This is a genomic window from Candidatus Liberibacter sp., from assembly GCF_014048425.1.
In the GTDB taxonomy this organism is placed as follows: domain Bacteria; phylum Pseudomonadota; class Alphaproteobacteria; order Rhizobiales; family Rhizobiaceae; genus Liberibacter.
In genome coordinates this window covers 1-20,094 of the sequence record NZ_JACETX010000026.1, presented here as the reverse complement: position 1 = coordinate 20,094, position 20,094 = coordinate 1, and the positions used below count along the sequence as shown (strand labels likewise).

Sequence of the window (20,094 nt, the reverse complement as noted above, 5' to 3'; positions counted from 1 at the left end):
AATTAACATATACGATGTAATGCCATAAAAAAAACGCCAATGCATTCTATATCGTAGTCTGCAACAGAATGAAATCGTTTTGACAAGAAGATGCCGTATTCAAAAGCTCCTCTTCAGGTATTGGTGGGATTATAAAATAGGGATACATTGACAAATAATAATAAAAATATTCTCATGAGGGTATAGGAGTGTGTGAACGTATTGAAGTATGTTCATGTTCATATGTCTCTGTTTTGTTTTAGCATATAGGTGTTTTCTGGTGACGATTCGGATGGCTTAGTGTATTGCCTGTAGCGATGTTGTTAGCTTCGTCTTTGGTTTTGGTGTGAATATACCAAGACAAGCGGAGGATTACCTAATAGTAATTTTCGTCTAGATCTTAAGTCAATAATTGCGGGCAATGTCTATCGCACATTTGCGTTTATTGATCCGCCTAAATGGAGGTGCGAGTAATGGGATGGATTGTTTTGATCACAAGTATTGTAGTCAGCGCTCCCGCGATCGTTCTGCTCAAGATATCTATGATCCCGCCCAGAAGGATTCCCCGTTTATTTGATTCGATTTCTTTTCTATCAAATGAGTTTTCCTGGTTAGGGCTCGCCTTTGTTCATTGCAAATTTTTGGTGTTACGTTTCTTTTCTTTCGCGATTTCCTCTTAGTATTGCATAGCCTATTTGGATATCCTCTGTTATAATGACAGTTAACTTCTTTTCATCCATCTTATTCTATGAACTATTCTACTGGAAAACTGGAGTTGGAATCTTGCTAATTACGGTTGGTATTGTACTTTTCGCCTAGAATACTATCTAACGAAATATACGCACTGTACTCCAAGGTAAAATTTAGAGTGAAATTATGACAATTAAGCCTCTTGTCCTTCTGCCAGATCCCATTTTGCGGAAAGTTTGTCTACCGGTAGAGGAAATCAATCTTGATATCACGCGATTGGCAGAGGATATGTTGGAGACTATGTATTACTCCCAAGGTTGTGGATTGGCTGCTATACAAGTTGGAATTTTATATAGATTGGTGGTTGTTGATATATCTCGAAAATCCAACGATGATGTCCAGAATCCATTGGTGTTTATTAATCCGGAAATAGTATCAACCTCAGAAGATTTTTCTGTTTATCAGGAGGGATGTTTATCAATTCCTGGATATATGTCTGATGTAAGGCGTCCTGCTTCTATAGTTGTAAAATATCAAGATTGTAGCGCACAGCATCAAATTATCTATGCTGACGGCTTATTAGCCACTTGCTTACAGCATGAGATAGATCATTTAAATGGAGTTTTATTCATAGATCGCATCTCACGTTTAAAGCGTGATATGGTAATGCGCAAATTTTCAAAATTAGCAAGGTTTTCAGTTTAGCTTTTGAGTTATAGTTAATAAGGATATTTTCTTGTCGTTGCGGATTATTTTTATGGGAACATCGGATTTTGCTGTTTCTACATTGCGGGCACTAGTTTCTTCTTCTCATAAAGTTATAGTTGTGTATACGCGACCACCGCGTCCAGCTGGGAGGCGTGGTTTAAAGGTTATTCCTTCTAAAGTACATCAAATCGCACATGATTTGAATATTCCAATTCGTACTCCAAGCAATTTTCAAAAATCAGATTGCGACGAATTTTTCAAGCTTGATGCTGATGTTGCGGTGGTTGTTTCGTATGGATTGATTATTCCGAGTTATATTTTAGAAGTAGTAAACTTGGGTTTTTATAATGGACACGCTTCGCTGTTGCCTCGTTGGCGTGGTGCTTCTCCCATACAGCGTGCTATCATGGCAGGTGATAGTGAGACTGGAGTAGCAATTATGAAGATGGATGCGGGTTTGGATACTGGGCCTGTTGGTCTTGTAAAGCAGATTTCAATACATCCTGACATGACGACCGGAGAATTACATGATCAGTTGAGTACTCTTTGTGCAAATGCGATGGTAGAATCGATGGATCGGCTTGAAGCAAATAATTTTTGTATGGTTCCTCAAGAACAAAATGGCATTACCTATGCTAAAAAAATTTCCAAGAGTGAGATGCGTGTAGATTTCACTCAATCATCTCAAGAAGTTCATAATCATATTAGAGCATTTTCCCCTCTGCCTGGGGCATGGATAGAAATTCCGATTGGTCATAGAGTTGAACGCGTTAAATTGTTGATGTCCCAATTGGTGGATGGTAAGGGAGAGCCAGGTGAGATCATTGGTTCTGATTTTACGGTGGCTTGTAGCCAAGGAGCAATACGTATAATTCGTTTGCAAAAAGCAGGTGGTCATGCTCCTCTGAATTCAAAAGATTTTCTTTTAGGGCATCCGCTCACGATTGGTGCCAGGATTAGGTGATGTTTCGTTATCGTTTTACAATTGAGTATGATGGTGGGGGTTATGTTGGTTGGCAAAGACAGAAAAATGGTTCTTCAATTCAACAGTCGATAGAAGAAGCTATCTTTTGTGCGGTGGGTGAAGTAGTAACTTTGCATGGTGCAGGTCGTACTGATTCGGGAGTTCATGCTTTCGGACAGGTTGCTCATGTTGACTTGATGCGAAAATGGATTCCAGAAAAGTTATGTAATGCTTTGAATTTTCATTTGAGAATTGCTGCTCGTACTACCGCCATTACCATACTTGATGTACGAGTTACAGACAATGATTTTCACGCTCGTTTTTCAGCCATTCGTCGGAGTTATCTGTATCGTATCATTGCGAGACGAACACCCCTTGCTCTTGAAAAAGGGCGTGCATGGTGGATTCCAAAAGATTTGAATTGTGAGGCTATGCAGGTATCGGCACAGTATTTGGTTGGTCGTCATGATTTTACTGCTTTTCGGTCGGTTCATTGCCAAGCATCCTCTCCTATACGAACAGTTGATCGCCTTGACGTCATTAAATCGGGAAATACTATTGAAATTCGAGTTGTTGCCCGGAGTTTTTTGCATCGCCAAGTGCGTTCTTTTGTTGGTAGTCTCAAGTTGGTAGGTGAGGGTAAATGGACTCCGGATCATTTAAAAAATGTCCTGCAATCCTGTGATCGTAGGGCATGCGGACCTGTCGCTCCTCCGGAAGGATTATATTTTTGTCGTTCGGAATACCCTTGTGACGACGCTTTGTCGTGAGCAATAAATTGCATTAAGAGCGGTTCAAAGAGGGATATAAGCCTTATATAAGGTAAGAATTAGACAGGTATATTTCTTTAAAGAGAAGATATGAGTAAATCCATATTTTGAATTGCTGCTCCCGCTGCTCCCTTTCCTAGATTATCAAAAACTGCCATAATGTTGACGCGTGGAACTTGAGGGGATCCGAAAACGAACAAGTTCATTTTGTCGCTGCCTGCCATCATTTCACAATCCACGGAATTCATATCCTTGCTGGTCTCTAATGGAATTACAGAGATGGTATCTTGTCCGTTGTAATACTCACGGAAAATATCGTGGATTTCTTCTAAGCTGGTTTTCCAAGTGAGTTTATCGAGATTCAATGGAATTTGAACAACAATTCCTTGAGGAAAACGACCTACAGAAGGCAAAAACAAGGGATCTTTTTTTATAAGGCTATGCTTAGTTATTTCTGGTAAGTGTTTATGTAGAAGATCCAAGCTATAGAAAAAATGATTGCTACTGATTGAATCTTCAAGATTCTTTTTTTCCATTCTGGATATCAATTTTTTGCCGCCTCCTGTATATCCGGAAACCGCACTGATACTGATTGGATATTCATCGGGGAGGATTTTGACTTTTCGTAACGGACGGAGAATTGTTATAGCGCCCGTAGAATAGCATCCTGGATTAGATATATATCGAGATGAACGTATCTTTTTTGATTGATCTTTGTCCATTTCGGGAAAGCCATAGACCCAATTTTGTGAGGTGCGATGTGCCGTTGAGGTGTCAATGAGACGAACTTTTGTCACGTCTTTTTTCAATAATTTGATGGTTTTCAAAGATATTTCATCTGGCAAACAAAGGATTGCAATATCCGCTGTATTCAAAAGATCTTCGCGATAATGAACGTTATGTCTTTCTTCTTTAGGGATTGAAAGCAACGTCAGATCTTGACGTCGCATTATGCGCTCACGGATTTGCAAGCCAGTTGTTCCATGTTCGCCATCTATAAAAATTTTATACATATATCTTTATACATTTCGTTCTTGATAACCTAGAAAAACATAAATATTTCAATAAAATTCCCCAAGCTATCTAAGGAAGGATCATTTGTTTTAATAGATAACCAGTACAAGATATAAAAGAAACGCGACAATTAAATTTCTTTTTGATGAAACACAGTTCTCAATAGATTCAAAAACTACGTGATCAAAAATCCGTGATAATCCTCAAAAATAGTAGAAAAATTTCTGCAATTAGCGTTTTGAAAACTGGAAACTACGACGAGCCTTAGCTTTTCCGTATTTTTTACGCTCAACAACACGACTATCGCGAGTCAAGAAGCCATCTTTTTTGAGTTGTGGTCGCAGAATCGGATCAAAATATGTTAAAGCCTTTGCAATTCCATGGCGGACAGCTCCTGCTTGACCGGAAAGTCCTCCTCCGGAAACGGTTGCATAAACATCAAAGTTACCTTCTTTATCAGCGGAGACCATAGGTTTTTTTACATCGGTTTGTAGGGCGGGACGTGCAAAATATTGTGTAAAATCCTTTTTATTAATAGTAATTTTCCCAACACCGAGCTTGACCCATACACGCGCAATAGCTTCTTTTCTTTTCCCAGTAGCATAAGATCGTTGCAATTCATCAACCTTGCGGGAATGTATAATAGGCGCAGGAGGAATGGATTCACTTACATTTTTAACAGATTCTTCAAGCGCAATAATATCTTCCATGATCAGGTTCTCCTAGAATTTTTAGGGTTCAACTTTGCAATGTCCACGAATGTTGGACTTTGAGCTTCATGAGGGTGTCCGTCATCTGCGTAAACATACAGATTTTTAAGTTGTTGCCTTGCTAAAGGACCTCTCGGGATCATTCTTTCAATAGCTTTCTTGAGTACATTTGTAGGGGATTTCCCTTCAATTATTTCTCTCGCAGTCGCCTTCTTTATCCCTCCAGGATAGCCGGTATGACGGTAATAAGTTTTCTGTTCGTATTTCTTACCTGTAAATTCAACCTTACTCGCGTTTATAACAACGATAGATTCGCCATCATTAACGCTGGGTGTGTAGGTAGGTTTATTCTTGCCGCGCAAACGAAGAGCTATTTGAGAAGCAAGTCGTCCAACAATCAATCCTTTGGCGTCAATCAATATCCATTTCTTTTCCACTTCACTCGGTTTTTGAAAGAAGCTCGGCATCGCAATGACTTTCCCTTAATTTTCCACAAAATCTGCACCAAACATGGCGCATACTATACTACTACACCCGTCTTAATCTTCAGCATTCTGTCTCAAGACCAAAATACCTTAACCTAAGCTAAGGGGAAGATGTTATTGATATCAAGTACTTATCTATTAGTCAATAACGAGACAAACTCCGCAGTCAAAAGAAAACAAATATGATCAATATCTCTGCTATTTGCCGAAAATATAATCCACCATCTTCTTTGCTCAAGGAGAAACACTTAAATACACTCCTAGATAAGATTCTACGCCATTCTCCGTGTAAGCGTACTATTACAAGTATCAGAAGACTTAGTTTTACACAATATCTCCGTATCGGATATCGCAAAATATTATGAAGATCAATCCAAAGTTTTCTGAAATAAATTTAAAGAGACGGTTTTCATCTTTCTTCAGTGAGTATTTTATACCAATAGGATTTTTTAGATGCCGCCAAAAGAGAGGAGGAAAGATTTATTTTGAGTATGGTTTTGTGAAAGGGATAATTGAACATAGGGTGGCTTGGTCTGTTTGTGAAGAATGAGTGTCGTTTTGAATATTGCTTTATTTGCGAAGGATTCGGATCATGAGGTATTTGAATTTTATGTTTTGTCCGCTCGGATTATGTAAAGTCATACTAGGCGAGACGAGTTAACAGTTATTACGAAAAAATACCATATTGAGCAAAGAGTTGTATTCAATTGCAGAAAAATATTATGGGCTTGTTGATGCAGAAATACCTGCCATCATAAACGATACGCTTTGCCTTTAAATTCGCAGATATGCAAAATAATTTCCTTGGCGAAGCATGTAATTAACGCAAGAATTAAAAAAGCCCTAATTTGGAGCTCAATAATAAATCAACTTCTCATTTTATGGCTACCTATACAATGCGGCGAATATATATAGGGGATAATTGGGCATACTTGGAGTTAGAGGCAGGTCAGGGAAAGGCGCAAATAAAACATATATCTATGCTAATGGCGGTATAGAGCTTTCCTGCAATGGGAATGATTATACGCGCGTCAGCGGAAGTGACGACAACCAGATCTTCCTTTGAAAGCTCAATAAAGAAACACCAGTAGAACGAAGGTCTGCAAAATCTCCAACATCTGTACCTAATCTATTGATGAAAAATGTTAGTAGTTCTCTATACCAATCGGAGATTATTCACAGCGTTATTAGCTCTGATCGTGCAAAGGTTTTAATTGCAGAAAGCATGAAGACTCGTATTCTTGAGATGATATCATATGCCGATGATGTTCAAAATCTATGCGAATTTGTTGATATTCTGCAACGTTGACGAACAGTTGACGCCCCCCTGACATCCATTCGGATAAACATAGGTGCTTCTTTGGAGGATGGTATTACTCAGCTTCAAAAGTGATTTTACGATATTGATTGTTTGATTTGCTTTCTATTTATAAAATTTATTTGCTGTTTTTTGAGGCTTTCTAAGTTGCATGCACCTCAATACGCCGACTGATATCATCTATATTTATTGCAGTAGAAACCTGGAAACATTCACCCTGATCAGAGAAAATCGCTGTAGCACGAGTTAAATCTAGTGCGCTATTACTATGAGATGATTTAATAGGATCGATAGCAAAAGCTTGTGATGCCATCAAAAAAAAGCATTTCTACAATTGGGAATTTTTTTTGAAGGGGCTTTCCAAAGGGATTGCAGAGAGAAGACAAAAGTCTTTTAGAAGTGATTATTCCGTTGCCAAAGTGGATCCATACAGTCTAGCGGTTTTTTTTAATGCTTTCTTGATCTTAAGGGCGGTTTTTATTTCTGGTTCTGATATGTCTCTTTCATAGGTGCTTGTGGTGGAAATAGGCAAATCCTATCGATTTGCTGAATTCCTTTAAGGTCGCTTCCTCTTTTTTTCTGAAATTACTTAACCTCTCTCCTTTTTTCTGGGAGATTCATGAATCTGTCTTTATATTCTATCTGAGTTTTTAATTTTTGTTTCGACGCGCAATCAAACGATACTCCGAACTCATTGCGCACAAACAAGGTGTTAATTAGTGCTTACGGTCTTTTTTCCATTTTCCGACAAAGATATATTGTGTCTTCTGTGGTCAGATATGGATGACATTACGTTAATAGGATACGACATTTTGCAGCGAAATTCTTTGGGCTGCCGATCTTTTTCTTTCCAGTCAAGTCTATTTTGAGATTCCTTTTTATATCCAAAAAGATACAGAGGATAATGGAATATGTCCTTTTGCAAGATGAACAAGCTCTTCTTGGTATGGTTTTTCTTTGTGTATAGAGAACAAGCGGATAGGTATTGATCGCTGATTTCAGCTGCTCTGCATGGCGTATACAATTAATATTTAATCATTATTCACGAGAGAGTAGGAGGAATTAGAAGTCATTGATTTGATACAAGTGATCACCCTTGATAGGCGCAATCCTATCTCAATAAAGGACTTGGCCTCTTTTTCATAAAATAAAAATACCTTTTTCGCATCTTGATATTATTGGATTGGATTTATATAGGGTGAGGAATGCTGCGTATTTGGAATGGATGCAACAATAGAAACCATGAAAACTTGACTTTATCTTGCGTTTAAAATGATTAGGGGCGTTAGGAACGCTGCGTATTTGTTATGAGTAATACCAGAACCTAAATCGTGTTTTCAGTGAAGAAGCCTGTAATTATTCCTATATGTATTCTTTAAAAATATGGGAAACTAAAGGATTTTTCGTCTTGCTATAGAGATGCGAATCGCGGGAAAATGCAGAATGCATTATTCTTCAATAAATTATTATCTTATCATAGAATCAATGCAATACAGATGGATTTTAAAGGATAAAAATCTTATTTACTTGAGTGTGTTATGTTTATTTTACATATTTGTGCGGCTTTATATGGAGAGCTAATTACATGATTTCTTGTCGTCTTGTTTATAGGAGGGAGGTCTTGCAGACAAGTTTCTTCAGTTCTCAGAAAATTTTCGCACAATGTTGCTTCGTAAATTTGCATCAAGCCCCCCTAGTATTGAATACGTCAGATTTGGTAAAAGAGGCATTGTTTGGAATTGAATTATACCAGGATGTTCAAAGGTTATTCATGTAAGGAAATGAAGTGATAAATTGGATTTGGCGAGGTTTTGTCGGTTTTTGATCGCAAGAAATGATATCATTTATGTGATCATAGCTCTGAATAAAGTGATGATAGTTATTGTAACATATTTTGCTTCCGCTATACTCCGCCTGAAGCGTGTCGATTTGTAATTTTGATTTTGGCGTGTGCTAATCGAGTTATATGTTAACGATTTATAGGGAATTTATTTTGTATGGAAGGTTGTGTTTTCCATTGGTAGTGTATAGTGGAAAGCAAGATATTTCAGCTTGTAGGAGAGAAATATTTTGAAAGCATATCAACTCTTTAGGAGGGATCTTTAAAGATGAGTTTTAAAGAGCGTGCGAGCAGTTCTGAAGGTGTTTCTTTGGGGCTTGTGCCAATGGTTGTGGAGCAAACGAATCGAGGTGAGCGATCTTATGATATTTACTCTCGTCTCCTAAAAGAGCGCATTATTTTCGTTACTGGTCAGATTGAAGATTATATGGCGACTCTCATATGTGCTCAGCTTTTGTTTCTTGAAGCGGAGAATCCACAGAAAGAAATTTCCCTTTACATTAATTCTCCAGGAGGTGTTGTAACTGCTGGGATGGCGATTTATGATACTATGCAGTTCATTAAACCTCCCGTTTCGACACTTTGCATAGGTCAGGCGGCTTCTATGGGATCTTTGCTTTTATCTGCGGGGGAAAAGGGACTGCGTTTTGTATTGCCTAACGCGCGTATCATGCTGCATCAGCCATCTGGAGGTTTTTCGGGTCAAGCATCTGATATTGAACGTCATGCTCAAGATATCATCAATATGAAGCGTCGGTTGAATCAGGTGTACGTAAAACATTGCGGAAAGGCTTATGAGGAAGTTGAGCGAACATTAGATCGAGATCACTTTATGTCCGCAGAAGAGGCTTGTGATTGGGGCTTGGTCGACAAGGTTTTAATATCTCGAGTTGAGATTGAGGATAACGCTGTATAGTAAGGGATTGTTGATTACTTGAATTTATTATGTCGATATCCTGGCAGACAAAGGTTGGATAATTTTTAGTTATATGTGATCACGTCATAGATTGCTGCAGAGAGAAGAATACATAATCTTTTGTCATAAAGGGATATGTTTTTAATAGGTGGAGAATTGAATATTTGTATAATAAATGTTTTTTAATATCTGCTAATCTATATGAAGTTTATTTCTTGTATGGTGTATTAGAAGGAGAGCCTCATGAGCAAAACCTGTGGCGATGGTAATGCCCCGAAGAATTCGCTTTATTGTTCGTTTTGTGGTAAGAGTCAACACGAAGTTCGAAAATTAATTGCAGGTCCTACGGTGTTCATATGCGATGAGTGCGTTGAATTGTGCATGGATATTATCCGCGAGGAGAGCAAGTCTTCTATATCTAAGTCGCGTGAAGGTATTCCAACTCCTCAAGAAATTCTGAAAGTTCTTGATGAATATGTGATTGGACAAGAGCAAGCAAAAAAGGTTTTATCAGTTGCTGTTCATAATCACTACAAGCGTTTGGCACATTCTTCAAAGAATCATACTGGTGTTGAGCTAATAAAATCCAATATCCTTTTGGTCGGTCCTACGGGATGTGGTAAGACTCACCTTGCCCAGACATTGGCGCGTATTATTGATGTTCCTTTTACGATGGCTGATGCTACGACATTAACTGAAGCTGGTTATGTTGGTGAAGATGTTGAGAATATTATTCTCAAGCTATTGCAAGCTGCAGATTATAATGTGGAACGCGCTCAGCGAGGTATAGTGTATATCGATGAGGTTGATAAAATTTCCAGAAAATCGGACAATCCATCTATTACGCGTGATGTATCTGGAGAAGGGGTTCAGCAAGCGCTTCTGAAAATTATGGAAGGTACTATTGCATCTGTTCCGCCGCAGGGGGGAAGAAAACATCCTCAGCAGGAGTTTTTGCAGGTTGATACAACAAATATTCTATTCATTTGTGGGGGGGCATTTGCCGGTTTAGATCGGATAATTTCTGCTCGTGGTGAAAAGGCATCAATTGGTTTTTCCGCTACTGTAAAAGATTCCGATGATCGGCGTGTTGGGGAAATTTTGTGTGATTTGGAATCAGATGATCTTGTAAAATTTGGGTTGATTCCAGAATTTATAGGGCGTCTACCTGTATTGGCGACTCTTGGAGATCTAGATGAGGATGCCCTCGTTAGGATTCTTTCTGAGCCTAAAAATGCTCTGGTAAAACAATATCAGTGTCTTTTCGAAATGGAAGATATCGAGCTTGTTTTTCATGAAGATGCTTTACGGGAAATTGCACGGCGTGCGATTAATCGTAAGACAGGAGCTCGAGGATTGCGTTCTATAATGGAGAAAATACTTCTAGATACAATGTTTGAATTGCCTGTTCTTAAAGGTGTTAGTGGTGTTATTGTTTCCCATGATGTTGTAAAGGGTAAGTCGCGTCCTCTTAATGTCTATGCTGATAGAACAGGAGATAAGGCTAATGTTTCTGCCTAGGTTTCGTGTTTTTTATAGCCGTTGTATAGATATGGAGTTGGGATCTTTTCAAGGTTTTAGAATTGTTATAGGAAAGCTAATATTTTTCGGTTCTAAAGTTTCGTTTTTAAGAGATCTATGGTTGGATGAGGTTCGGATTGGGTGAAAAAATTTGGGATGATCTTTGAGGCATTGAGGATGTTTTTAGTTGATAAGAGGTTGAAATCGCATATGTGAAGTTCTATCTGCTTATTAAGGGTTGCGGTTAGTCGGTGTGTTTCGGTATTTCGGTGATTTATTTTGAAGAAGCAGAATGATAAAAAAGAAGATGTTATGAGTAGTGACGTATCTGAGGATCAGTATGACGTAGATATTGTGGCGTATCCGGTTTTACCGCTACGCGATATTGTCGTATTTCCGCATATGATTGTTCCGTTATTTGTGGGAAGAGAGAAGTCTATTCGCGCTCTTGATGAGGCAATGACTTCTGATAAGAAAATTATTTTGGTTACTCAAGTTGACCCGAGTGATGAAAATCCGATCTCTTCTTCCGTATATAATATTGGTACTATAGTGGATGTATTGCAGCTCCTTAGGTTGCCTGATGGTGCCGTAAAGGTTTTGGTAGAGGGGAATGTACGGGCACGCATTATTAGCTGTACGGATCGCGAGGAGTTTTTAGAAGCTGAGACACAGGTTTTATCAGAGCCAGATGAAGATGCGGTGGAACTAGAGGCTCTTAGTCGTTCCGTTGTTGCGGAGTTTGGTAACTATATAAAATTAAACAAGAAAATTTCTCCTGAGGTCGTAGGGATGGCTAGTCAAATTGAGGATTACTCCAAATTAGCCGATGTTTTTGCCTCTCACCTATCAATAAAAGTTATTGAACGACAAAAAATACTTGAAACCCTTTCTGTAAAAGAGCGTCTTGAGAAGTTGTTATCCTTTATGGAGAGCGAGATATCTGTTTTACAGGTTGAAAAGCGTATACGTTCTCGAGTTAAGCGTCAAATGGAAAAAACGCAACGCGAGTATTATTTAAATGAGCAGATGAAAGCGATTCAAAAAGAACTTGGTGATTCTGGTGAGGATGGTCGTGATGAGATAAGCGAATTTGAAGCTCGTATTGCTAAGACGAAACTTTCAAAAGAAGCACGTGGAAAAGCCTTGTCCGAGTTGCAAAAATTGCGTCAGATGAGTCCAATGTCCGCAGAATCCTCTGTTGTGCGCAATTACCTGGATTGGCTTTTGGGAGTTCCATGGGATAAGAAGTCGAAAGTTAAGATAGATCTTGAGTTGGCTGGGCGTATTCTTGATCAGGACCATTTTGGTCTTGATAAGGTTAAGGAGCGTATTATTGAATATTTAGCAGTGCAAGTGCGTGCAGCTAAAAACAAGGGATTAATTCTTTGTTTTGTTGGCCCTCCTGGAGTTGGAAAGACTTCGTTAGCACAGTCTATCGCTAGAGCAACAGGACGTCAGTATGTTCGCGTGTCTCTTGGTGGAATTCATGATGAAGCGGAAATTCGTGGTCATCGTAGAACTTATGTTGGTTCTATGCCTGGAAGGATTATACAGTCGCTTAAGAAGGCCAAGAGTAGCAATCCTTTGCTATTGCTTGATGAGATAGATAAAATGGGATCGGATTTTCGTGGGGATCCATCCGCAGCATTGTTAGAAGTCCTTGATCCTCAACAGAATTCTACGTTTATTGATCATTACCTAGAAGTTGAGTACGATCTTTCTAGTGTGATGTTTGTTATGACCTCCAATACGTTAAATATTCCTGCTCCATTGATGGATCGCATGGAAATCGTTCGTATTGCTGGCTATACGGAAGAAGAGAAATTAGAGATAGCTAAGAGGCATCTTCTGAATAAAGTTATCAAGGAAAATGCTCTTCGATCAGGAGAATTTTCTATTAGTGATGAGGCGTTATTGGAAGTAATTCATTCTTTTACTCGTGAAGCCGGTGTTCGTAATCTTGAACGAGAGTTGATGAAATTAGCACGTAAAGTCGTTACGAAGGTTATGAGAAGCGATGAGAAATCTATCTCAATAGTTGTGAATAATTTGCAGGATTATCTTGGCGCTTTGCGTTATAAGTATGGTAAAATGGAAGGGAAAAATCAAATAGGCATTGTCTCTGGATTGGCTTGGACTGAAATGGGAGGTGAATTGCTGACTATAGAATGTGTGGTGATGCCTGGAAAAGGTCAGATAACAATCACAGGTAATCTCAAGGAAATCATGCAAGAATCAATTTCTGCTGCGGTTTCTTATGTTCGATCAAGGGCCGGTATATTTGGTATTAAACCTTCTGTATTTAACAAAACGAATATACATGTTCACGTTCCAGAGGGGGCTACGCCGAAGGATGGTCCATCTGCGGGTATTGCTATGGCGACGGCGATAGTTTCTGCAATGACTTGTATCCCGGTTTTTAGAGACGTTGCTATGACAGGGGAGTTGACTCTTCGTGGACGGATATTGCCGATAGGTGGTCTCAAGGAAAAATTATTTGCGGCTTTGCGTTCTGGTGTTAGAAAAGTTTTAATTCCAGAAGATAACGTTAAAGATTTAATGGATGTCCCTGAGAAGATCAAAAACAACTTGGAAATTGTTTCTGTATCTTTTATGGAGGAAGTCCTTAAACACGCACTATTGCATATACCAGAGCCTACTAATTGGGATGAGGATGAGAAAGCAATGTCTTTACCGGTAGTAGTGGAAACTGTTGTTGACGAATCTGGTCAGCCAGTAGCAGCACATTAAGCTCACTCTGAAGAGTTTTCGATATTGAGATGTGGAGTATTAAGAGAATATATCAGGGAAAATTCTGGTTGTTTTCCTCCGTTCTACGGATTTTTTTATATAAAAATTGAATAGATGGCAATATACGGATTGAATTTCTTTTAGTGGAGCTTTTAGAATGGATATATTCATGGAGTATAGAGAATCATAGAATCAAGTATTTTTTAAGATAATTTGCATAATTATTAGATACATAAATTTTCTTTAGGTATAATTTTTCTGTTTGGATGGGGATGTTTTATTTAATATCTCTGCACTGTTTCTTGTCTTATAAGATTTGAGGAGTAGATGCTTTTTCAATCTCTAGGAAGAACGAATTGTGTTTCGGGGTATTTAAGTGCGTTTTTGAGGAGTTTCATATATTGATCATGAGAGATTTCTACTGCTCCAAACTGTCTCAAATGATCGGTAACAAATTGTGTATCTAGAAGTAGAAAGTTGCATTTTTTGAGGTGTTCGACTAGGTATACGAGGCAATTTTTGGATGCATTGCTCATTCGACAAAACATGCTTTCTCCAAAAAATGCTGCCCCAAGAGATACTCCATAGAGTCCTCCTACGAGATTCTCGTCTTTCCATGCTTCCACACTATGAGCATGTCCCGTATGAAATAAGTCAATATATGAATTATGAATTGTCTTATTAATCCAGGTATTTGGGCGATTTTGTGTTTGTTCTGAGCAAGAAGAGATAACTTCTTCAAAAGCAGTGTTGATCCTAATATCGTAAGTTTTGTGACGAATGAATTTCTTCAAGCTTTTTGGAATACGAAAATTTTCAAGGGGTATTATCCCTCTTTTTATTGGTCTTATCCATGAAAATTCTAGATTGTCTTCCGAATCTGCCATGGGGAATATTCCCAAAGAATACGCATCCATCAAAACATCAGGTGTTATATTCACAGTTACGGAGTTTCCTGTTTTTCTAATGTTTAAGAGTTGATTTTCTTCTGATCTAGATAATTTTCTAGCCAGTGAATATCGTAGTTTCCTTGTATTATATCTTGATTGCGTATTATATCTTGAAATAACGGCACTGTCGTTTTGATGCCATCTATTACAAATTCATTGAGAGCACGGCCTAATCGCATCATACATTCTTGGCGAGTCCTGCCGTGTACAATTAGTTTTGCAATAAGACTATCGTAGTGGGATGGGACCGTATATCCTTGATATACTGCAGAGTCTATTCTCACTCCGAGACCACCAGGGGAGTGAAAATGAGTGATATCACCTGGGTGGGGGAAGAAAGTATTTGGATCTTCAGCATTAATTCGACATTCAATAGCGTGGCCAGAAAATATAACATTGTTTTGCTGGATCGATAAATTTCCTCCTGATGCAATGCAAATCTGTTCGTGTACAATGTCTATGCCAGTGATAGCCTCAGTAACAGGGTGTTCTACCTGTAGGCGTGTGTTCATTTCAATAAAATAGAACGCATCATCCTCGTAAAGAAATTCAATAGTACCAGCGCCACGATATTTGAGCCTCTTCATAGCTTTTACACAGACTTCTCCTATTTCCATACGTTTTTGTATGCTGATTGTGGGAGAATTTGCTTCTTCCCATATTTTTTGATGTCGGCGCTGCAATGAGCAATCACGCTCACCAAGATGGACTGCTTGGCCTTTTCCATCTCCGAAGATTTGTACCTCAATATGACGGGGTTTTTTAAGATATTTTTCCATGTAAACAGAATCATTGCCAAAAGACATAAGGGCTTCGTAACGTGCTTGAGTGATCGATTCCATGAGATCTTTTTCAGAATAAGATACTCGCATGCCGCGTCCGCCTCCGCCTGCGGATGCTTTAATTAATAAAGGGAATCCTATCTTTCTGGCAATTTGTAGCGCATTATCTGTGCATACTTCATCTTCAGAGCCGGGAACCACAGGAATTCCAAGTTTTTGAGCTGTTTTTTTTGCTGTGATCTTATCGCCCATGAGTTTGATATGTTCTGAAGAGGGACCAATAAACTTGATGTGATGAGCCTCTAGTATTTCGGCAAATTTTGCGTTTTCTGAAAGAAATCCATAGCCGGGATGAACTGCATCCGCTCCTGTTATCTCGCATGCTGAAACTATTTGTTGAATATTTAAATAACTTTCTTTTGAAGAAGGAGGGCCAATACAGACGCTTTCGTCTGATAAACGCACATGCATCGCGCTAGAATCTGCTGTTGAATGCACTGCTACTGTAGAAATGCCTAATTCCTTACATGCACGCAAAATACGTAAAGCAATTTCTCCGCGATTCGCAATAAGAATTTTAGAAATCATAGACTATCCTCTGTATGCTCCAAAACCAAGAGCGATTCACCGTACTCGACCAATTGTCCGTCTTTCACATTAATTTCTTTAATTTTTCCAGGGTATTGTGCTACGATATGGTTCATGGTTTTCATAGCTTCAATAATGAGCAGCGTTTGACCTTTAGTTACGATATAATCTTTCTTAATAAAAGGATCGCTTCCTGGGCTAGGTGCTAAGTATGCAGTACCAACCATTGGGGAGGTTACGGTATACAAATCATCGTGATTTGTGGAATCAATTGCAGCGATAGAGGGAGAAGAATCGGGATTCTGATTATGTGAGCTTTTTGATGTAAAAATCTTGTCTTCTGATTCAGTGTATTCTTCTATTTCAGGACGGTGTTTTATTAGGGTCTTTTTTTGCGAAGATCGTAACAGGCGAATGCGCATTCCGTCGCTGTCAACTTCAATTTCTGTTAAATCGGTTTCATTAAGAATATTTGCAAGATTACGGATCAATGCTAAATTAATTTTCTGTTTTTTATCAGTCATAAATACCAAACCAAACTGTTTATTTTGTTGTGTGGACTTTAGGATTTTAGGGAAGATCTTGTCAAAATATTTTCTCTTCCCTGATCACAAAGGTGCAATAAGGAGTATGCATATTATATATTATATAGCGAGTAGCATTGCGAATAGAAAGCATTTTATCAGGATATGTACACATCCTGTTTTGGAAATTTTTAGGTTCCCAGAACGCAAAGTATAGCATTACCATACGTTATGATATTTCATTTTATTATAGTTTGTCAAAAATTGTATTTTTCGAATCTTTCTCTAGAAGGAAATTGGCATAGTTTGGTGTTTGAGAGTGAGAATAAGACAATTTTATTTTTGAAAAATCACGTTTTTGGAATTAATACAAAAATGAGGATATGATGATGGTTGATAGAGGAATATACTCTGTATTGATTTTAGATTTTATACAATGACTTGCGATAAGAGGTGTTCTCTGTTGTTTGAAAAGCAAGATAAGGGGCAATTTATAGGATGTTGTGGATTGACAAGAGACATCAGATCGCCGTAGTTGTATATTTCGAAAATAACAGAAAATTCTTGTCAAGAAAACATATTTTTGCTTTTTAAGGTTCTTTTCTGTGGATTCATCTTGACGTAAGGAGCAGAAAATATTACGACGACGAGTATTGTTCTCCGACGTACGGTTCTTGTGTGTTGTCTGGTTGTATATGTCATGAGGAAATAAGGTCGGTTGTGATTTTTTGTTTGTTTCCTATAAATATATGATAGGATCGGATCGATTTTTTCGATGAGGTTTTGTGTATAAAAGAGAGTCTTTGTTTTGTTTTTTTTGTTTTTTGAGTGTGAGGAGTGTAAAGATGTTCAGGGAGTTTGGTGTTAATGCCTACTGTTAATCAACTGATACGCAAACCTCGTAGAATTGGACCTAAGCGTGCTAAAGTTACAGCTCTTAAAGGGAATCCTCAAAAGAGGGGCGTTTGTCTTCGTGTTTATACGGTGACCCCTAAAAAGCCTAACTCTGCATTGCGTAAGGTTGCCAAAGTTCGTCTTACGAGTGGTTATGAAGTTATAGGATATATTCCGGGGGAAGGTCATAACCTTCAAGAGCACTCGGTGGTTATGTTATGCGGTGGTCGTGTTAAAGATCTTCCGGGGGTTAAATATCGAGTTGTCAGGGGGGTGCTTGATGCTCAAGGTGTAAAAAACCGGAAGCAGAGTCGTTCTAGATATGGGGCAGGACGCCCTAAGTAAGCTAAGGTGTATTTTTTGTAGGGGGTTTGATTGTTTGTATTGAGCTCCTTGCAAGTAGATGAGAGACGATAATTATGTCCAGACGTCGCAAGGCTATAACGCGCAAAGGATTTCCAGATCCGAATTCTTCTGATTTTGTTGTAGTGAAGTTTACAAATTCCATTATGAGTCATGGTAGAAAGTCTACTGCAGAGAGAATAATGCGTAATGCTTTTCATGTTATTCAGGAAAAGGGAAATAGAGATCCTCTAGAATTATTTGAGCAGGCTTTGAGCAATGTAAGTCCTCGAGTAGAAGTTCGTACCCGTCGTGTAGGAGGTACGTCTTATAGTGTTCCGGGTGAGGTAGGAACGAAGCGTAGTCAAGCTCTTGCAATCCGTTGGATAATATCGGCTGCACGCAAGCGCAATGAAGGTACTATGGAGCAGCGTTTAGGTGGCGAGCTTCTTGATGCCGCCAATAATCGGGGTATTGCGGTTAAGAGACGTGAGGATACGCATAAAGTTGCTAATGCCAATCTCGCTTTCTCGCATTATCGTTGGTAAATTGTTGCAGAGGATTCCGGGAAAATGGGTCGTAAGTATAATATAGAAGATTATCGAAACTTTGGTATAATGGCGCATATAGATGCTGGGAAAACGACGACTACCGAGCGCATATTGTATTATACTGGAAAGTTGCATAAAATCGGTGAAGTGCACGATGGCTCTGCTACTATGGATTGGATGGAGCAGGAACAAGAGCGTGGCATAACCATTACTTCCGCTTCAACTACAACATTTTGGAAAGGGCGTGACGGTAAAGTAAAGAGGTTTAGTATCATTGATACTCCTGGGCATGTTGATTTTACTATGGAGGTTGAGCGGTCTATTCGGGTTCTGGATGGTGCTATTGCTCTTCTAGATGCTAATGCTGGCGTTGAGCCTCAGACGGAGACTGTGTGGCGTCAAGCTAGAAAGTATTCTGTTCCGTGTATGATTTTTTGCAATAAGATGGATAAGGTTGGCGCGAATTTTTATCGTTCTGTTGATATGATTTCTGAGCGGCTTGGTGCCAATCCTTTGGTGATGCAGTTGCCTATTGGTGCTGAAAATGACTTTAAAGGAGTTATTGATCTAGTTGAGATGAAGGCTCTCCTGTGGAAAGGGGAGGATTTAGGTGCCAGTTGGGATGTGGTTGATATCCCTGAGGATATGGTATCTTCTGCTGAATCTTATCGTGAAAAGATGATTGAAGCCATCGTTGAGGTAGATGATTCTGCTATGGAATGCTATCTTAAGGGTGAGATGCTTAGTAATGATCAGATACGTTCTTTGGTTCGTGCGGGAACCATAGCTACGAAGTTTTTTCCTGTTCTCTGTGGTTCTTCGTTTAAAAACAAAGGTGTTCAACCATTGCTTGATGCTGTGGTTGATTACTTGCCGTCACCTGTCGATATTCCTTCGATTAAAGGTGTTCATGTGAAGACAGGTGCTGATGTTGATATGCCTGTTTCAGATTCCGCCCCTCTTTCTATGTTAGCGTTCAAGGTGATGGCGGATCCTTTTGTTGGTTCGCTTACATTTTGTCGAGTTTATTCAGGAAGTATTTCTAAAGGGGCTGCCTTGTTGAATGCGGCAAAGGGTAAGAAAGAGCGTGTTGGGCGTATGTTGCAGATGCATTCTAATTCCCGTGAAGATGTTGAAGAGGCTTATTGTGGGGATATTGTTGCCTTGGCGGGTCTAAAAGAGACCACGACTGGAGATACATTGTGTGATATCTCGCATCCTGTTCTTTTAGAGCAGATGGATTTTCCTGATCCTGTGATACAAATTGCTATTGAACCTAGTTCAAAGGCTGATCAAGAGCGTATGTCTCTTGCTTTAAATCGTCTTGCTGCCGAAGATCCTTCTTTTAGAGTGAAGTCAGATGGGGATTCTGGTCAGACAACTATAGCTGGCATGGGTGAGTTGCATCTTGATATCATCGTTGATCGCATGCGTCGTGAATTTAATGTGAAGGCTAATGTCGGTGCTCCTTACGTCTCTTACCGTGAGGCGATTACCAAAGTTTGCGAACATGATTATACTCATAAGAAACAATCTGGTGGTGCGGGGCAATTTGCTCGGGTAAAGATGAGATTTGAGCCTAATCCTGATGGAGAAGACTTTATATTTGAGTCTAAAATTGTTGGTGGATCTATTCCAAAAGAGTATATTCCTGGTGTGAGGAAAGGAGTCGAGAGTATGTTGACTTCTGGTCCATTGGCGGGTTTTCCTATGCTAGGTATGAGAGTTATTCTGCTTGATGGTTCTTATCATGATGTAGATTCTTCTGTTCTTGCATTTGAAATTGCTGGTCGT

Annotated in this window: 18 protein-coding genes; 11 read left to right on the top strand and 7 right to left on the bottom strand. The window is 39.0% G+C overall.

Annotated features, from left to right (window positions below; all coding sequences use genetic code 11):
• Positions 1 to 400: 400 nt before the first annotated feature.
• From H0G72_RS03905 to truA, 4 genes are all read left to right on the top strand, one after another.
• Positions 401 to 556, top strand: coding sequence for a hypothetical protein (locus tag H0G72_RS03905; RefSeq protein WP_182017477.1), 156 nt, complete (start codon positions 401 to 403; stop codon positions 554 to 556).
• A 299-nt stretch (positions 557 to 855) separates the two neighbouring features.
• Positions 856 to 1,374: a peptide deformylase gene (gene def / locus H0G72_RS03900; RefSeq protein WP_182017476.1), complete on the top strand. Its 519-nt coding sequence runs from the start codon at positions 856 to 858 to the stop codon at positions 1,372 to 1,374.
• Between the two features lie 31 nt (positions 1,375 to 1,405).
• Complete coding sequence (gene fmt / locus H0G72_RS03895) at positions 1,406 to 2,341, top strand: methionyl-tRNA formyltransferase (protein ID WP_182017475.1); 936 nt, start codon at positions 1,406 to 1,408, stop codon at positions 2,339 to 2,341.
• Positions 2,341 to 3,111, top strand: coding sequence for a tRNA pseudouridine(38-40) synthase TruA (gene truA / locus H0G72_RS03890; RefSeq protein ID WP_182017474.1), 771 nt, complete (start codon positions 2,341 to 2,343; stop codon positions 3,109 to 3,111). Before fmt ends, truA begins: the two co-directional genes overlap by 1 nt.
• A 77-nt stretch (positions 3,112 to 3,188) precedes the next feature.
• Here the strand turns inward: truA and argC are convergent, their stop codons facing one another.
• The 3 genes from argC to rplM form a co-directional block, all read right to left on the bottom strand.
• A complete protein-coding gene (argC, locus tag H0G72_RS03885) occupies positions 3,189 to 4,124 on the bottom strand; it encodes an N-acetyl-gamma-glutamyl-phosphate reductase (protein WP_182017473.1) in 936 nt (311 codons plus the stop codon).
• Positions 4,125 to 4,355: 231 nt separating this feature from the next.
• Complete coding sequence (rpsI, locus tag H0G72_RS03880) at positions 4,356 to 4,835, bottom strand: 30S ribosomal protein S9 (protein WP_182017472.1); 480 nt, start codon at positions 4,833 to 4,835, stop codon at positions 4,356 to 4,358.
• Between the two features lie 2 nt (positions 4,836 to 4,837).
• A complete protein-coding gene (gene rplM / locus H0G72_RS03875; protein ID WP_182017471.1) occupies positions 4,838 to 5,302 on the bottom strand; it encodes a 50S ribosomal protein L13 in 465 nt (154 codons plus the stop codon).
• A gap of 1,153 nt (positions 5,303 to 6,455) precedes the next feature.
• Between rplM and H0G72_RS03870 the strand changes: the two genes are divergently transcribed.
• The gene (locus tag H0G72_RS03870) at positions 6,456 to 6,629 is read left to right on the top strand and encodes a hypothetical protein (protein ID WP_182017470.1); all 174 of its coding nucleotides are present in this window, start codon (positions 6,456 to 6,458) and stop codon (positions 6,627 to 6,629) included.
• Positions 6,630 to 6,780: 151 nt separating this feature from the next.
• Here the strand turns inward: H0G72_RS03870 and H0G72_RS03865 are convergent, their stop codons facing one another.
• Entirely contained in the window at positions 6,781 to 6,954 is a 174-nt protein-coding gene (locus H0G72_RS03865; RefSeq protein ID WP_182017469.1) for a hypothetical protein, read from the bottom strand.
• A 1,792-nt stretch (positions 6,955 to 8,746) separates the two neighbouring features.
• Here H0G72_RS03865 and clpP point away from each other — a divergent pair.
• The 3 genes from clpP to lon all read left to right on the top strand — a co-directional run bounded on the left by clpP (position 8,747) and on the right by lon (position 13,669).
• Positions 8,747 to 9,394 (top strand): ATP-dependent Clp endopeptidase proteolytic subunit ClpP, encoded by a 648-nt coding sequence (gene clpP, locus H0G72_RS03860; protein WP_182017468.1) that lies wholly within the window; start codon positions 8,747 to 8,749, stop codon positions 9,392 to 9,394.
• Between the two features lie 243 nt (positions 9,395 to 9,637).
• Positions 9,638 to 10,915, top strand: a complete 1,278-nt coding sequence (gene clpX, locus H0G72_RS03855; RefSeq protein ID WP_182017467.1) for an ATP-dependent Clp protease ATP-binding subunit ClpX — start codon at positions 9,638 to 9,640, stop codon at positions 10,913 to 10,915.
• Positions 10,916 to 11,227: 312 nt separating this feature from the next.
• Positions 11,228 to 13,669, top strand: coding sequence for an endopeptidase La (gene lon / locus H0G72_RS03850; RefSeq protein WP_182017478.1), 2,442 nt, complete (start codon positions 11,228 to 11,230; stop codon positions 13,667 to 13,669).
• Positions 13,670 to 14,004: 335 nt separating this feature from the next.
• On the opposite strand, the gene aat is transcribed toward lon, so the two are convergent.
• From aat to accB, 3 genes are read right to left on the bottom strand one after another with little or no spacing between them, the layout of a single operon-like run.
• On the bottom strand, positions 14,005 to 14,586 hold the full coding sequence (gene aat / locus H0G72_RS03845; protein ID WP_220456105.1) for a leucyl/phenylalanyl-tRNA--protein transferase: 582 nt from the start codon (positions 14,584 to 14,586) through the stop codon (positions 14,005 to 14,007).
• A gap of 53 nt (positions 14,587 to 14,639) precedes the next feature.
• Positions 14,640 to 15,989, bottom strand: a complete 1,350-nt coding sequence (gene accC, locus H0G72_RS03840) for an acetyl-CoA carboxylase biotin carboxylase subunit (RefSeq protein WP_182017465.1) — start codon at positions 15,987 to 15,989, stop codon at positions 14,640 to 14,642.
• On the bottom strand, positions 15,986 to 16,513 hold the full coding sequence (accB, locus tag H0G72_RS03835) for an acetyl-CoA carboxylase biotin carboxyl carrier protein (RefSeq protein ID WP_182017464.1): 528 nt from the start codon (positions 16,511 to 16,513) through the stop codon (positions 15,986 to 15,988). The genes accC and accB overlap by 4 nt, the downstream gene beginning before the upstream one ends.
• 867 nt (positions 16,514 to 17,380) lie before the next feature.
• On the opposite strand from accB, the gene rpsL reads away from it, so the two are divergent.
• The 3 genes from rpsL to fusA all read left to right on the top strand — a co-directional run.
• A complete protein-coding gene (gene rpsL / locus H0G72_RS03830) occupies positions 17,381 to 17,752 on the top strand; it encodes a 30S ribosomal protein S12 (protein ID WP_182017463.1) in 372 nt (123 codons plus the stop codon).
• Positions 17,753 to 17,826: 74 nt separating this feature from the next.
• Positions 17,827 to 18,297: a 30S ribosomal protein S7 gene (rpsG, locus tag H0G72_RS03825; RefSeq protein ID WP_182017462.1), complete on the top strand. Its 471-nt coding sequence runs from the start codon at positions 17,827 to 17,829 to the stop codon at positions 18,295 to 18,297.
• A 24-nt stretch (positions 18,298 to 18,321) separates the two neighbouring features.
• Positions 18,322 to 20,094 (top strand): elongation factor G (fusA, locus tag H0G72_RS03820; protein WP_182017461.1); only part of this gene is annotated, 1,773 nt, incomplete at its 3' end.